This is a genomic window from Brevibacterium jeotgali (assembly GCF_900169175.1).
Lineage (GTDB): Bacteria > Actinomycetota > Actinomycetes > Actinomycetales > Brevibacteriaceae > Brevibacterium > Brevibacterium jeotgali.
In genome coordinates this window covers 55,557-69,103 of sequence record NZ_FXZM01000013.1, presented here as the reverse complement: position 1 = coordinate 69,103, position 13,547 = coordinate 55,557, and the positions used below count along the sequence as shown (strand labels likewise).

At 67.6% G+C, this 13,547-nt stretch carries 14 protein-coding genes; 5 read left to right on the top strand and 9 right to left on the bottom strand.

The genetic code is table 11. From position 1 onward, the window contains the following. Positions 1 to 46: 46 nt before the first annotated feature. The gene (locus BJEO58_RS12635) at positions 47 to 2,551 is read left to right on the top strand and encodes a PEP/pyruvate-binding domain-containing protein (RefSeq protein ID WP_101589831.1); all 2,505 of its coding nucleotides are present in this window, start codon (positions 47 to 49) and stop codon (positions 2,549 to 2,551) included. A gap of 56 nt (positions 2,552 to 2,607) precedes the next feature. On the opposite strand, the gene BJEO58_RS12630 is transcribed toward BJEO58_RS12635, so the two are convergent. From BJEO58_RS12630 to BJEO58_RS12615, 4 genes are all read right to left on the bottom strand, one after another. Beyond that, complete coding sequence (locus tag BJEO58_RS12630; RefSeq protein WP_101589830.1) at positions 2,608 to 3,510, bottom strand: macrolide 2'-phosphotransferase; 903 nt, start codon at positions 3,508 to 3,510, stop codon at positions 2,608 to 2,610. 91 nt (positions 3,511 to 3,601) lie between these two features. Then, positions 3,602 to 3,814, bottom strand: coding sequence for a dodecin (locus tag BJEO58_RS12625; RefSeq protein ID WP_101589829.1), 213 nt, complete (start codon positions 3,812 to 3,814; stop codon positions 3,602 to 3,604). 101 nt (positions 3,815 to 3,915) lie between these two features. Further along, complete coding sequence (locus BJEO58_RS12620; RefSeq protein ID WP_101589828.1) at positions 3,916 to 5,355, bottom strand: MDR family MFS transporter; 1,440 nt, start codon at positions 5,353 to 5,355, stop codon at positions 3,916 to 3,918. Continuing rightward, on the bottom strand, positions 5,348 to 6,025 hold the full coding sequence (locus tag BJEO58_RS12615) for a TetR/AcrR family transcriptional regulator (protein ID WP_101589827.1): 678 nt from the start codon (positions 6,023 to 6,025) through the stop codon (positions 5,348 to 5,350). Before BJEO58_RS12615 ends, BJEO58_RS12620 begins: the two co-directional genes overlap by 8 nt. A 98-nt stretch (positions 6,026 to 6,123) precedes the next feature. Between BJEO58_RS12615 and BJEO58_RS12610 the strand changes: the two genes are divergently transcribed. Both BJEO58_RS12610 and BJEO58_RS12605 read left to right on the top strand, forming a co-directional pair. After that, entirely contained in the window at positions 6,124 to 6,582 is a 459-nt protein-coding gene (locus BJEO58_RS12610) for a hypothetical protein (protein WP_101589826.1), read from the top strand. Positions 6,583 to 6,656: 74 nt separating this feature from the next. Continuing rightward, complete coding sequence (locus BJEO58_RS12605) at positions 6,657 to 7,703, top strand: tellurite resistance/C4-dicarboxylate transporter family protein (RefSeq protein WP_246076050.1); 1,047 nt, start codon at positions 6,657 to 6,659, stop codon at positions 7,701 to 7,703. Here the strand turns inward: BJEO58_RS12605 and BJEO58_RS12600 are convergent. Next, entirely contained in the window at positions 7,693 to 8,517 is an 825-nt protein-coding gene (locus tag BJEO58_RS12600) for a SurA N-terminal domain-containing protein (protein WP_246076049.1), read from the bottom strand. The two genes, BJEO58_RS12605 and BJEO58_RS12600, sit on opposite strands and share 11 nt — an antisense overlap. A 240-nt stretch (positions 8,518 to 8,757) precedes the next feature. Between BJEO58_RS12600 and BJEO58_RS12595 the strand changes: the two genes are divergently transcribed. Next, positions 8,758 to 9,183, top strand: coding sequence for a DUF2695 domain-containing protein (locus BJEO58_RS12595; RefSeq protein ID WP_180951948.1), 426 nt, complete (start codon positions 8,758 to 8,760; stop codon positions 9,181 to 9,183). A gap of 3 nt (positions 9,184 to 9,186) precedes the next feature. On the opposite strand, the gene BJEO58_RS12590 is transcribed toward BJEO58_RS12595, so the two are convergent. The 3 genes from BJEO58_RS12590 to BJEO58_RS12580 are packed head-to-tail and all read right to left on the bottom strand — an operon-like array spanning position 9,187 to position 12,197. Next, entirely contained in the window at positions 9,187 to 10,170 is a 984-nt protein-coding gene (locus BJEO58_RS12590) for an ArsA family ATPase (RefSeq protein ID WP_101589824.1), read from the bottom strand. Continuing rightward, entirely contained in the window at positions 10,161 to 10,466 is a 306-nt protein-coding gene (locus BJEO58_RS12585) for a cory-CC-star protein (protein WP_246076048.1), read from the bottom strand. Before BJEO58_RS12585 ends, BJEO58_RS12590 begins: the two co-directional genes overlap by 10 nt. A 3-nt stretch (positions 10,467 to 10,469) precedes the next feature. After that, on the bottom strand, positions 10,470 to 12,197 hold the full coding sequence (locus BJEO58_RS12580; RefSeq protein ID WP_101589823.1) for a carbon starvation CstA family protein: 1,728 nt from the start codon (positions 12,195 to 12,197) through the stop codon (positions 10,470 to 10,472). Between the two features lie 186 nt (positions 12,198 to 12,383). On the opposite strand from BJEO58_RS12580, the gene BJEO58_RS12575 reads away from it, so the two are divergent. Continuing rightward, the gene (locus tag BJEO58_RS12575) at positions 12,384 to 12,929 is read left to right on the top strand and encodes a hypothetical protein (RefSeq protein WP_101589822.1); all 546 of its coding nucleotides are present in this window, start codon (positions 12,384 to 12,386) and stop codon (positions 12,927 to 12,929) included. A 1-nt stretch (position 12,930) separates the two neighbouring features. Here BJEO58_RS12575 and BJEO58_RS12570 read toward each other — a convergent pair whose 3' ends face one another. After that, positions 12,931 to 13,506 carry a peroxidase-related enzyme gene (locus BJEO58_RS12570; RefSeq protein WP_101589821.1) on the bottom strand — a complete coding sequence of 192 codons (576 nt, stop codon included), beginning with the start codon at positions 13,504 to 13,506 and terminating at the stop codon, positions 12,931 to 12,933. Positions 13,507 to 13,547 lie beyond the last annotated feature (41 nt).

The window sequence follows — 13,547 nt, the reverse complement described above, 5'->3', positions numbered from 1 at the left end:
TGACTCACTGATGTGCCCCACCGCTCAGCCCCGCAGAGGAGACTCCATGTCCCGCATCATCGATTTCGCGCACGACGACGCCACGCGCCTGGACGTGTCCGGCGGCAAGGGCGCGAGCCTGGCGAAGTCCGCCCGCGAGCTCCCCGTCCCGCCCGGCGTCATCGTCACCGCGGAGGCCTACGAGCAGTTCCTCGCGCCGCTGCGGAGGCAGATCACGCAGATCGTGAGGGATTCGTCGACGGAGCAGGCATCCGCAGCGGTCCAGGAGCTCGTGATGACCACGGACTTCGACCCGGGCTGGATCGGGGACATCGAGGCGGCACTGCAGCGCAGCGGACTCTCCGACTATGCGGTCGCCGTCCGGTCATCGGGCACGATGGAGGACCTGCCGGGCGCCGCGTTCGCCGGCCAGCACGACACGTTCCTGGGGGAGCGGGGTGCGGAGTCGATCGCCCTCGCGGTCCGACGCTGCTACGCCTCGCTGTGGAACGCGCACGCGATGAAGTACCGGGACCGCCTGGGACTCGATCACCTGCAGGCGTCGATGGCGGTCGTCGTCCAGCGCATGGTCGAGGTGAGCGCGCGGGAGGCCGCAGGCGTCGCGTTCTCGATCGATCCCGTGCGCGGTGACCTCACGACGGTGCTCGTGAACGCCGCCTACGGGCTCGGCGAAACAGTGGTCGGCGGCGAAGCGGAAGTGGACGAGTACCTGCTCAGCCGCGATGGCACGGAGGAGCGCGAGGTCCGCGTCGCCCACAAGCCCCAGGCCCTGGTCGTCGTCGCCGATGGTGGGACGGAGGAGGTCGCGGTGGATGCCGCGCTCGCCGACCGGGCTGCGATCGAACGAACCGACCGCGCGGCCGTCGCTCAGCTGGCAGTGCGCGCGGAGGAGCACTTCGGCTTCCCGCAGGACATCGAATGGGCGATCACCGGCGGTGAGCTGTTCCTCCTGCAGTCCCGGCCGGTCACGCGCGTGGCCGCGCGCTGGACCCGTGACGAATCAGCGGAGCGCTACCCGAACCCGGTCACGCCGCTCACATGGGACCTCGTCGAGGCCGGTTTCCACCAGTCTCTCAATCACAGCTTCCGACTCATGGGGCTGCCGCCGTTCGGCGACAAGTGGTTCGCGATGCGCGACAGCTATATCTACGGCAACCAGACGGCGGTCGAGCTCTACAGCGGCCGCTTCCCTGTGGCCATGTTCCGCGACGCCGATGCCATCCGCGAAGCGCTGCCGGAGATCGCGCGCCGCTACGCGTGGGTGCAGGACCTGCCGGTGCAGTGGATGCGCGACCTCGACACCTACCTGCTGGGCATCGGCCGCCTGCACCACGAGCCGTTGGACGACAAGGACGTCGAGCAGCTGTGGGACCACGTGCTGCAGATCAGCGATCTGGGCACCGACTACTTCCTGCCGAACATCGCCATCTCGCTCACGCAGAGCACCCTCTACAAGGGCCTGCTCACGCTGCTGCAGGTGGGGTTGCCCGCAGACCAGGCGCAGGGCGTATTCGACCAGCTGCTCGCGCAGACCGACACGAAGACGGGGCAGGTGAACGACGAGCTCTGGGAGCTGTCACGCACCATCCGGACGACGCCCGGCCTGCTCGAGTGGGTGGATGCGGTGCCATCGGCCGAAGGCCGCATCGACGAGCTGCGCGCGGAGTTCCCCGGGTTCATGAAGGACCTCGACGGGTTCCTGGCGCGGCACGGGCACCGGGAGCTGGACTTCGACGCCTACCACCCCACCTGGGTCGAGGCGCCGCACATCGTCGTCAACCAGCTGCGCGTCCTGGCCCATCGCGAGGCGGAGGCGCAGACGTCCCCCAACCAGCTGCGCGCCCAGCAGGCGGAGACCGAGCGCCGAGTCCTGGACGCCGTCCCCGACGACCTGCGCTACTTCCTCCAGGAGGTCATCCGGCTGGCGCGCACGTACACGGCGCTCGATGACCTCGAGCACTACCAGACCACCCGTCTGACCCTCCCGATGCGGCGCGCGCTGCGCGCCCTGGGGGCGCGGCTGGTGGAGCACGGGGCGCTGGAGAGCCGTGACGACGTCTACTTCCTGCACGTCGAGGACGTGGAGTCCGCTGTGCGGGACGGGTCCCCGCAGGCGCTGTCGGCCCTGCGTCCGCAGGCCGAACGGCAGAAGGCGGTCTACATCGCGGCGACCCGATCCGATCCGGACTGGGTCCACGGTCAGCGCGACACCGCCGCCGAGGCCCTGTCCGACTCCGACCTGCAGGGCACCGCGGGCAGCCCGGGCCAGACGGAGGCCGAGGTGTACGTCGTCCACACCCCGGACGACTTCCCGCACTTCCCTGCCGGCGCGATCCTCGTGGCACGCACGACGAACCCCGCATGGACGGCGCTGTTCTATCAGGCGTCCGGCGTCATCACCGAGAGCGGCGGCGCGCTGTCGCACGGTGCGGTCACCGCGCGAGAACTGGGCATCCCCGCCGTCATGAGCGTGCGCGACGCGATGAAGAAGCTGGAGAACGGGCAGCGCGTCCGCCTGGACGGGACGCAGGGGACGGTCACGGGGCTGTGAGGACGGGTGCGGTTCTGGTCTTCGTGTCTCAGGGCTCGTGCTTCAGGGCACGGGGTTCAGGGCACGGGATTCAGCTGTGCGGCCGCCGCCTCGCGATGAGCGGGATCGCCCGTCTCCACTGCGTAGAGGCCGTAGCCCACGGCGTTCGCGGAGAACATCTCCGTGCAGTGGTCCGCGAACCGGGGCCAGACGCGGCCTCCGGCTGCGCCGTAGCGGGTCACCGTCTGCGCGAACGCGTTCGGTGAGGCGGAGACGCGGTGGAACACGAAGTCCCGCGCCGGATCGCCGACCGCCGCAGTGGTCCAGTCGAGCACGGCGGTGATCGCGTCATCGACGACGAGGGTGTGTGCCGGATAGATCTCCCCGTGGGTGAGCACGCTCCACTGCGGCCAGTAGCTGTCTTCCTGCAGCCAGGCGTCCCATCGCCGGGTGAGGTGCTCGGCGACCTCGAACTCCGCGGCGACGCGGTCGATGTCCTCACGCCACTTCTCACGCTCCTGCGCAGGGGTCCTCACCTCGATGCCGGTGCCTGTGACCTCGGCCGGGTCGATGCCGTGCAGTTCGCTGAGGAAGTCGCCCAAAGTCTCTGAGTACGCGTCCGACGAGACATCGGTGTGCCATCGGGGCTCGCCCTGCTCCGTCAGGGTGAGGCCGGGCTCGCCGGGAAGCAGCGGATAGGCGATGAGATCCGGAGAATGGATGCGCCAGTCCGGCACCGACACGGACAGGTGCGGAGCGACCCTCCGCAGCAGTCGGTTCTCCACGTCCGCTCGTCCGAGCACATCGGGCCGTCGGGGGAACCGCAGGGTCCACCAGTCGCCGGTGACCGTGCGGGCGATGACCACGCGGAAATCGAGGCCCATCTCGTTGACGGTGATCGTCGTCGGATCGAGGTCGAGGCCATGGTCCGAAGCGATGCGGTGGGCGGTGTGCGAGAGGTCGTTCAGTGAGCCATCCATCCGTCCAGACTCCCACACGGGGACAGGCGCGCCCACGGGTCGGCACGTGCGCCTCGACTGCGGCCCGCGGTCGTCCACGAGCTCGCCGCGGTCAGCCGCCGTCGTGGCGGAATCCGACCTTGATCGTCACCTGCCAGTGCTTGACGGCTCCGTCCTCCAGCTGACCGCGGATCGACATGACCTCGAACCAGTCGAGGTTGCGCAGCGTGTTCGACGCTTCGCGGACTGCATTGGCGATCGCCGCATCGGAACCGTCCGGTGACGTGCCGACGATCTCCGTGACGTTGTAGACCTGATGGGACATGGCTCCTCCTCGTGGGCCGCCCTCAGGCTGATCCCCGAGGGAACTGTAGTCGGCACGCTACGTGAACAGTCCGATTCTGGCCAGAGGGGGAGGGGTGCGGATCACCCGGTCTCCGCGGGTGCCTCCCGCGTCGCAGGCCCGTGCGAGTCCCTGATGAAGAACGCGCCGACGACGCCCAGGAACGCGACCGTCCCGGCGACGAAGAACGACACGTTCGCGCCGTGGATCGGGCCTGCGGGGCCGTATACCTCGGGGTCCCGCGCCGCCGCGACCATGACGGTGACGAGGACCGCGGTCCCCACTGACGCAGCGACCTGCCGCATGGTGTTGTTGAGCGCGGTGCCGTGGGGGATGAGCCGCTGCGGGAGCTGGTTCAGCGCCGCAGTCGTCACCGGCATGATGACCATCGCGGTGCCCAGCATGCGCACGGTGTTGACCGCCGCGATGTAGACGAACGTGGTGTCGACGGAGAGCAGGGCGAGCATGAACGTCGACACGGCCAGCATCGTGAAGCCGATGACTGCGAGCCACTTGGCACCGACTGCGTCGAAGATGCGGCCGGTCACCGGTGACATGAGCCCCATGAGGACCGCGCCCGGCAGCAGAGCCAGCCCTGACTCCATCGCCGTGAAGTCACTCATGTTCTGCATGAACATCGGAATGATGAGCATCCCGCCGATCATGGCGATGAAGACGCACATGCCCAGCACTGTATTGAGGGTGAACATGGGGTACTTCAGCACACGCAGTTCGAGCAGCGGTTCGTCGAGCGTCAGCTGGCGAAGGATGAACCAGGTCAGGGTGATCGCTCCGATGGCCAGGGGGACCAGGACCTCGGCGCTGGTCCAGCCGGCATCGCCGGCACCGCCGAAGCCGAACAGCAGCCCGCCGAAGCCGAACGACGACAGGATGATCGACAGGACGTCCAGGCGCGGATGCGTCCGTTCGGTGACGTTCCGGAGGATGAAGTGCGCGACCACCGTCGCGATGAGGGCGATCGGCAGCATCATGTAGAACAGGACCGGCCAGGGGAGATGGTCGACGATCCAGCCGGAGAGGCTCGGTCCGATCGCGGGTGCGAACGAGATGACGAGTCCGAACGTGCCCATCGCGCTGCCGCGCTTGTGGACGGGGAAGATCGCGAACAGGATCGTCTGCATGAGCGGGATGATGAGCCCGCCGCTCATGGCCTGGACGACGCGCCCCAGCAGCAGTACGGGGTAGACGGGCGCCAGCGCGCAGATCAGCGTCCCCGCGATGAAGAGCCCCATGGCGGTGAGGAAGAGCGTGCGCGTCGTGAACTTCTGGATGAGGAATGCGGTGACGGGGATCATGATGCCGTTGACCAGCATGAAGATCGTGGTCACCCACTGGGCTTCGCTGGCGGAGATGCCGAAGTCCAGCATGAATGCGGGCAGTGCCGTGTTGAGGAGCGTCTGGTTGAGGATGATGACGAATGCGCCGGAGAGCAGGACGCCCATGACGATGTTGCGATTGACCGGTGAGTGGTCCTCTGCGCCGGTCCTGCCTGACTCACTCATGCGGGTTCCCTCCTGCCTGCGAGGATGTGACGGAGGCGCCCGGGTCGGAGGGCGTGTGCGAGAGGAGACCCTGCTCGAGCATGTCGAAGGCGGAGACGAGCAGGTCGCTGAGCGCGGTCTCGTCGCTCGCGGTCCACCGCTGTATTGCGATGCGAATGACGGATCCCGCCACTCCGGCGACGAGCGCGGGACGCAGATCAGACTCCGGATCCGTGCCCAGTCGCTCTGCGACCGCGTCTCTGAGCGCCTGCTCCATCAGTGCGTGCTGCCCCAGCTGGCGCGAGGTGAGGGTCGGATGCTGCTGCACCAGCTTCTGCCGCGTGAGCGTGCGATCGCGATCCGTGTTCATGAGGGAGAAGAGGTCATGCTCTGTGATCACCGCGCGGATAGCGTGGAGGGGAGACTCCTCCGCGGGCCGCGCGACGATCGCCGGATGCAGTGCCGACGCGGCTGCTGCGGCGTCAGTCACCAGCGCGTCCTCCTTGTGGGAGAAGTAGTTGAAGAACGTGCGCGGCGAGATGTCGGCACTCTGGGCGATCGCTTCCACGGTGAGCTCTTCCAGCCCGTGCTCCGTGGCCAGATCGAGTGCGACCCGACGGATCATGCGTCGGGTCTCCAGCTTCTTCCGTTCGCGCAGGCTGATGTCTGGTGGTGTCTCATGTGTTGTCATCGCGCGAATTACAGTACGCGCATAATTGCACTGACTGCAAGGAGAGGCGACGACCGTCACACCCTTCGTGTGCACGGGGGCGCGGATACCCTGGGACGGTGTCCGAGTTCGAGAGGTACTTCGCCGAGATGGTGCGCAAGCGGCGACGTGACGCGATCAAGCTGATCGTCGTGTCGTCCCTGTTCGTCGTGGCCGGGGTTGTCATCGTGGTCGGCCCGGGCCATCCGATCGGTCTGCTCTGCCTGCTGTTCTTCGGCGGATGCCTGCTGGTCGGCATCGCGCAGCTCATCGGCGAGGAGCGGTTGGTCGGTCGGGTGCTCCTCGTCGCCGCCGCCGGTGCGACTGCGGTGGGCTGCGCGTTCTGCGCCCTCCTCGAATCACTCGGCGTGCCGGTGATCGGCAGATGGCGCTACGCCCCCGGGTTCACGATCCCCGCGTTCGCGATCGGTGCGCTCTTCTACGGCGCCGCCGCGGTCATCGGCCTTATTCGACTCGTCCGGTTCGTCCGGGGTGATTGGGCGAGGACGCCCGCGCGCAGCAGGCGTCGCCGGAGGTGACTGCCAGCGGCGCCGGGGTCGCGAGCGGTGACCCGCGCGGGACCTCGGCAGCGGGATGCGGCCACAATGGGAGGGTGACGACCACGATCAGCTCTCCCGTGCAGCGATTCGACCGTGCCCTCGCGGGGCTGTCGCCGGGGTACTTCGCGCTCGTCATGGCGACGGGCATCGTGGCGATCGGTCTGGACACCGTGGGCGTCGGATGGGCGGCGACGATCCTCCTGGTGATCGCGCTCGTCGCATATGTGGTGCTGGCCCTGCTCTACGCGCTGCGCTGGTTCCGCCATCGCGAGCGGGTGAAGGCCGACCAGCGCGACCCGGAGAGGACCTTCGGCTACTTCACGATCGTCGCCGGAACGGGAGTGCTGTCCGTCGGTCTGCTGGAGACGCGGTTCGCGCCGGTGTCCGTGGGCCTGGTGGTCGTGGCGGCCGCGGTGTGGCTGGTGCTCGGATACGTGCTGCCGTGGCAGGTCCTCATGGCGCGCGATGGGGAGCCGATCCTCGCCCGCACCAACGGCACGTGGTTCATCTGGTCGGTGGGTTCGCAGTCGGTGGCCGTCGCGCTCGCAGCAGTCCTGCCGCTGGTCCCGCAGTACTCGCACCTCATCGGCATCCTCACGGTGATGTCGTGGTCCGTCGGCACGCTGCTCTATGCCGGCATCGCCGTGCTCGTGACGCTGCGCTTCGTCCACCACGGTGTGACTCCGGAGCAGTTCGATGCGCCGTACTGGGTCGCGATGGGAGCGCTGGCGATATCCGTCGTCGCAGGCGCCGGCATCGCAGACATGCCGTCGACGCCGATGATCGATGCCTCGCGGTCACTCGTCAGTGCGACGGTCGTCATCTTCTGGTGCTTCGCCGCGTGGCTCATCCCCATGTTCGCGGGCGCCGGGATCTGGCGGCACGTCATCCACCGGGTGCCCCTGCGCTACACGCCTGCGCTGTGGTCGATGGTGTTCCCGCTGGGGATGTTCGCCGTCGCGTCGATCCGCCTGGGGCGCGTCGATCACATCCCCGCGCTCGAGGCCGTGGGCACCGGTTTCCTAGGCGTCGCCGTGTGCGCGTGGCTGGCCGTGGCCGTGGGGTTCGTCGTGAGCGGCGTGAGGCGCGTCAGAGGTTGACGGTCACATCCGCGCCTTCGCGCAGTTCGGTTGCGAGGGCGTCGGTCGCCTCCGCCTGCTTCTGCTGCGTGACCTGGTCCTCGAGCTGCGGCTTCACCTCTTCGAACGGAGGCATCTCCTGCGGCTGCTGAGGTGCGCCCTGCTGACCCTGCTGGGGCTGCTGGGCCATCTGCTCCTGCTGGGACTTCGCCTGGTCGTACGCTTCCTTCAGCTCATCGTCGCTCGCTTCGAATCCGCCGTTCTCGTCTTCGACGAGCTGTCCGACGGTCTCCTGCGATGCGACCTGTGAGCGGACCTCATCCTCCGGCATGCCCTGCTCTTCCATGGCGGCGATGAAGTCGTCGGCGCTCATCTGGTTCTTCTCGGCCGTCTCCGTGAGTGCTTCCTCGATCTGAGAATCGCTCACCTCGATGCCGCGGTCGCCGGCCTCCTGCTCGAGGAGCTCGACGCCGATGAGGCTGTCCAGGGTGTCGCTCTTCAGCTTGTCCTGATCGACTTCCTGGCCGGATGCCTGCGACTGCATCGCCATCTGCTGGAACTGGCTCTCGTAGACGCCGGTGAACTCGTCCTTCGTGATCTCCGTGCCGTTGACGTCGGCCACCACGTCGGGAACGCCTTCGAGGTCGGGTTCTGGCGCCGCGGGCTGCTCGCCTTCGGCTGTTCCGCCGCCGGCCGCAGGGTCCTGCCCCTGTTCGGCGGCGGGGGACTCCTGCCCCTCGGGGGCTGCTTCAGAGCCTCCGGAGCCGCCGCACGCGGCCACTGCCAGTGCGAAGCCGGTCGCGCCAATTGCCATGCCCATGGTTCTGAACTGCACCAGTTCTCCTGCCTGCTCGTCTGCGGACGCCCGGTTGTGCGGGCAATGCTCGCTGGCCAACCCCCTACGGTAACGAAGACGACTGACCGGCACTCGTGCTCCGTCTGGGTGTGGGCTGGATTGGGCGGAACCCGGGAGGGGCGCGGCTGGCCCGCGCATGCCCAGCGGGGGCGATTGCCCGGATGCAAGGGTCGTTTCCGTTTCCGTTTCCGTGTCCGTGGCTCGTGCGAGTGTTCGGTTATGAAAGCGAACACGAAATCCGCGGAGGCGGAACGCATCGTCCGGGAAGCCGCACTGGCGCTCATGACCCCTGACCTGGGGGAGTGCCTCGTCTGCTTCGTCGACCGTCAGCTGCGCAGCTTCGGCTACGACAACACCCACCGCTTCACCCTGCAGTACCGGGACGCGTCCGCGCCTCGCTCGACCGCGATCATCAAACGGCTCTCGCGTTTGGGCGCGTGCTGCTGTGACTGCGAGATCTTCCTCAACGCCTACGAGCCGGCGTTCGCGCTGTGGTCCAAGGAGCGGTGGGTCGAGGACCCGTCAGGGGGTGAGATCTGTATCGAGGGTGGGCCCCCTGACGTCATGCCGCCGTGCGCCGGAGTGCGGCGGGGGACCGTCATGCCGTGCAGGAACTGGGTGCGTGCCCTCCGGCGAGGCCGGTGAGGATCAGGTCAGGCGCCGGGCGAAGTCGACGAGCGCGTCGTGGCCCACCAGCTCGCCGGAGACCAGGGGCAGCTCGGTCAGCGGAACGTGGGGCAGCGCGACCTTCACCCGGTCCACCTGCGGCTCCTCGACGTCACGCCGTGCCCGCAGCAGCTCGCCTGCGTCCGCGGGCGAACGGCGGTTGGCGACGAGCGCTGCGAGGGGGACCCGGAGATCCGTGAGCGAATCGGCAAGCTCGAGCGTCTCCGCCACCGGCATCCGTTCCGGAGTGAAGACGATGAGGAAGCCCGTGCGCGCACGATCCGTCACGACCGCGCGCAGGTTCTCGAATCGGTCTCTGCGCCGGATGAGGGTGCGACGCAGCTCCGCATCCGCCGCGGACGCGGGGTCATCGCCCTTCGTGCCCGCGATGCTGCGCATCGCCGACGCGTACCGCTCGGAGCGGTCACGGTTCTTCAGCAGTGATTCCGTCCAGGTGGTGAGCTGGCCCGGCAGGGAGAGGAGTCTGAGGGTGTGGCCGGACGGCGCGGTGTCGAAGACGACCAGATCGTACGCGTCCATGCCCAGTGCGGCGGCGTCGGCCACGCGTTCGAGTACGGCTGCCTCGAAGCTGCCCGGGGCCTCGCGCGCCATCTCGAGGTGACGCTCCGCGTGAGGGCGCATGCGTTCGGGCAGCATGCGTCGCATCGTCCGCTCGACGGAGGCGAGGTGCCGATCCAAAGTGGCCCGCGGGTCGATCTCCATCCCATCGACGACGCCGCCGGCGGACGCATCCTCGGTGAAGGTCGCCAGCCGCACGGGATCATCGCCGACCTCACGGTCCCACAGGTGCCCCAGGTTGTGGGCGGGGTCCGTGGAGACGACGAGCACCCGAGCGCCTTCGAGCGCTCGGGCGACAGCCGCAGTGGAGGCGACGGTCGTCTTGCCGACCCCGCCCTTTCCTCCGACGAAGACGACCCGGAGTCCGCCGATGGCGCTCAGCAGCATGCGATGTGGTCCAGAGGCGAGTCCGGCATGCCCATGCGCCGGTGCCATGCATGGAAGTCCTGGTAGAGGCTGGGGAGGAACTCCGCCGTGTAGTAGGCGGCAGGATCGGGGACGCCCAGGGCCTCACCCAGGACGATGAGCGTGAAGAAGTCGTCCTCGTCGCGCTTCTCTCGGGCGAACATCTGCCGGTACGGACCCTTGTAGAACTCTTCCAGGCCGTCACGGAACGCGGCCCAGCCCTGGGCGAGATCCCTCACCCAGGGCTGGGCCGCGTTCGAACCGGTGGAGTCGGTCACAGGTCAGACCTCTTCGCGCACCGCGATGAGCTTCTCGTCCTCATCGGCGGCCTCCGGAGGCTCCTTGGTCGCCCGGATGATCGCTCGGATGCCTTCGATCGCCACGAACACGCTGCTCACGATGATGATGCAGTCGATGACGAACAGCAGCCAGTCCTGGCTCCCGGGAGCCGCGAAGCTGAAGAGCTGTTCGATCGCGGCCCAGAAGGACATCGTGAACACGAGCGCCAGCGGGATGAGTGCCGGCCACGGATTGCGCCGTTTCCGGATCAGCATGACCGCCAGGATCATGAGCGTGAGCGACGCCATCAACTGGTTGGTCGTGCCGAAGAGCGGCCAGATGCGCAGGCCGCCTTCACCGCCCAGTCCCTGCGAGAACGTGAGGCCCATGCCGAGCACGAGGACGACGCCGGTCGCGGCGTACTTGCCGACCTTGAGATTGACGCGCTCGCCCATCTCCTGGACGACGAACCGCATGAGGCGGAACCCTGTGTCCAGGGATGTCGCTGCGAACAGCACAGCCATCGTCGCGAGCACAGTGGCGCTCAGCGACGCAGGCAGGCCGAGACCGGCCTCCATGAGCATGCCGCCGCCCTGGACGAACGACTGGACGCCGGCTTCGCCGAAGGCGCTGTAGAGCTCTTCCCACTCTGCGACGGTGCGCAGGCCGGCAGAGATCGCGATGATGGTGCCGAGTGCCAGCAGGCCTTCGCCCACCGCACCGAAGTAGCCGACGAACCGCGAATCGGTCTCCTTGTCCAGCTGCTTCGAGCTGGTGCCGGAGGAGACCATGCCGTGGAAGCCGGAGATCGCACCGCAGGCGATCGTGACGAACAGCAGCGGAATGATGCTGGGTGTGCCGTCCGGAACGTTCATGTTGAAGGCGGGAGCCACGATCTCGTGCGCACCGTCGGAGACGAACATGCCGATGACGACTGCGCCGTAGAGGAGGATCAGCCCGATGAAGAGCTGCACGCCGTTGATGTAGTCACGCGGCTGGAGGAGCACCCACACCGGCAGCAGCGACGCGAACGCGCCGTAGATGAAGAGGGTGAGGATCCAGAAGACCGTCGGCGTCATGCCGAGGAAGTTCTCCGGGATGATGACGGGAACCGCGTCGCCCAGCACGATGAGCGCGTAGAGGGCCACGACGCCCACGATGGTGACGGGCACGAGCGGCATGCGCAGGCGGTAGACCGCCACACCGACCAGCAGTGCGACGCCGATCGCGCCCCACGTCGGGATGACCGCGGAGGGGGTCGAGATGAGGAGGTTGGTGATGACCACGGAGAACGCAGCGATCACCATGAGGAGGAGGATGAAGATCACGATGAGGAACAGGCCCGCTCCGCGCTTGCCGATGTAGCGGCCGGACAGCGAACCGATCGACTGCCCCTTGTTCCGCACGGAGGCCCACAGAGCGCCGAAGTCATGCATCCCGGCGAAGAAGACGGTGCCGATCGTGACCCAGAGGAACGCCGGGACCCAGCCCCAGATGAGGGCGACGGCGGGGCCCACGATGGGGGCGGCGCCTGCGACCGAGGTGAAGTGGTGTCCCCAGAGGATGAACTTGTTGGTGGGGACGTAGTCGACCCCGTCGCGCAGTTCGTGCGCGGGGGTCTGGAAGCTGTCATTCAGCTGGTACACGCGGTTCGCGAGGTACTTCGAGTAGACGAAGTACCCGAGTGCCAGGATCGCGAGACCGATCGCCATGAGGAGGACGGGACTCATCGAGTGTGCCTTTCGTCGCTGCGTCGTTGCACAGACATTCTTGTTGTCAAAGCGAGTTACTGCGGCAGTCTACCTACCTCATCGTTTCATGTGAAAGCGCTTGGCGAGCGGTGTGAGCGGTGGTGGGCTTGCTGTGTGCACCTCGTCCAATACTCTGTGGCCACGCTTCGGTAGAGGAGTCCGCTCATGCTCACGGAATTCGTCCGCGACCACGCCTTCACCATCGCGTGGTTCGGTCTCATGGCAGTCGTGTGGCTCGGCTGGGCGCAGGAGGATCCGCTACCTCGCTGGCGCTGGTGGCTGGGGGCGGGATCCGTCCTCGGCGTCGCCGTTGCAGGCGTGTTCGGCTACGCGGTGGGCCAGCGCTGGAGGGAACCGTCCGCGCTGGAAGGGTTCTACGCGTGGTTCGGAGTGCTCACCCTCGCCGAGGTCGTACTTGCGGCCGCCGGCGCGTTCGTCCTGTGGAGGCGCGGGAAGTCCCGGTGGATCGCGTGGTGGGTCGCCTTCGTCGTCGCCCTGCACTTCATGCCGCTGGCGTTCCTGCTGCGGGACTGGTCGCTGATCGTCCTCGGGATCGTTCAAGCGCTGGCCCTGGCCGCCCTCATTCCGCGCCTGTCGCGCGACGACGTCGTCTCGAGCCGCTTGGTGGGGCCCGTCATGGGGGTCACGCTGCTGGTGTTCGCAGCGGCGTCGATCGTCGTGTTCTACCGCAGCGAGGGCCTGCCGTGGTGACTCACCCCTTCTTCTCCCGCGGCACACGGCCCATGAGATAGAACTCGGGGTTGGGCTGCATCCCGCCCACCAGTGCCATCCGGTTCGAGAGGCCGAAGAACGCGGTGATCGCGGCGATGTCCCACGCGTCCTCATCGTCGAACCCGTGCGCGGCGAGTGCGTCATGATCCGCGTCGTCGACGGCCGCGGGCTCCCGGGTCACCTTCATCGCGAAGTCGAGCATCGCCCGCTGCCGGTCGGTGATGTCCGCGTGCCGATGGTCGACCGCGACCTGGTCTGCGACGTACGGGTCCTTCGACAGGATCCGCAGGACCGCTCCGTGGGCGACGACGCAGTACAGGCAGCCGTTGGCCGCCGAGGTCGTCGTCACGATCATCTCCCGGTCCGCCTTCGTGAGGCTGCCGGTCTCCTTGTCCATGAGCGCGTCGTAGTAGGCGAAGAATGCGCGGAACTCCGCGGGCCTCCGGGCCAGGCCCAGGAAGACGTTGGGGACGAACCCGCTCTTCTCCGCCACGGCGAGGATCTGCTCGCGGATGTCGTCGGGAACGTTCTCGATGTCTTCATAGGGATAGCGCATACCGCTACAGTAGCGACCTGCGTCACGTTCCGTTCAGTCTG

Excerpts from the sequence above, each read along its gene's own strand:
- BJEO58_RS12620 (WP_101589828.1), bottom strand. The coding sequence starts at position 5,355 with ATGAGTGAGTCAGGCAGGACCGGCGCAGAGGACCACTCACCGGTCAAT.
- BJEO58_RS12635 (WP_101589831.1), top strand. The coding sequence starts at position 47 with ATGTCCCGCATCATCGATTTCGCGCACGACGACGCCACGCGCCTGGAC.
- BJEO58_RS12575 (WP_101589822.1), top strand. The coding sequence starts at position 12,384 with ATGCTCACGGAATTCGTCCGCGACCACGCCTTCACCATCGCGTGGTTC.
- BJEO58_RS12615 (WP_101589827.1), bottom strand. The coding sequence starts at position 6,025 with ATGACAACACATGAGACACCACCAGACATCAGCCTGCGCGAACGGAAG.
- BJEO58_RS12590 (WP_101589824.1), bottom strand. The coding sequence starts at position 10,170 with ATGCTGCTGAGCGCCATCGGCGGACTCCGGGTCGTCTTCGTCGGAGGA.
- BJEO58_RS12570 (WP_101589821.1), bottom strand. The coding sequence starts at position 13,506 with ATGCGCTATCCCTATGAAGACATCGAGAACGTTCCCGACGACATCCGC.
- BJEO58_RS12625 (WP_101589829.1), bottom strand. The coding sequence starts at position 3,814 with ATGTCCCATCAGGTCTACAACGTCACGGAGATCGTCGGCACGTCACCG.
- BJEO58_RS12595 (WP_180951948.1), top strand. The coding sequence starts at position 8,758 with ATGAAAGCGAACACGAAATCCGCGGAGGCGGAACGCATCGTCCGGGAA.
- BJEO58_RS12630 (WP_101589830.1), bottom strand. The coding sequence starts at position 3,510 with ATGGATGGCTCACTGAACGACCTCTCGCACACCGCCCACCGCATCGCT.
- BJEO58_RS12580 (WP_101589823.1), bottom strand. The coding sequence starts at position 12,197 with ATGAGTCCCGTCCTCCTCATGGCGATCGGTCTCGCGATCCTGGCACTC.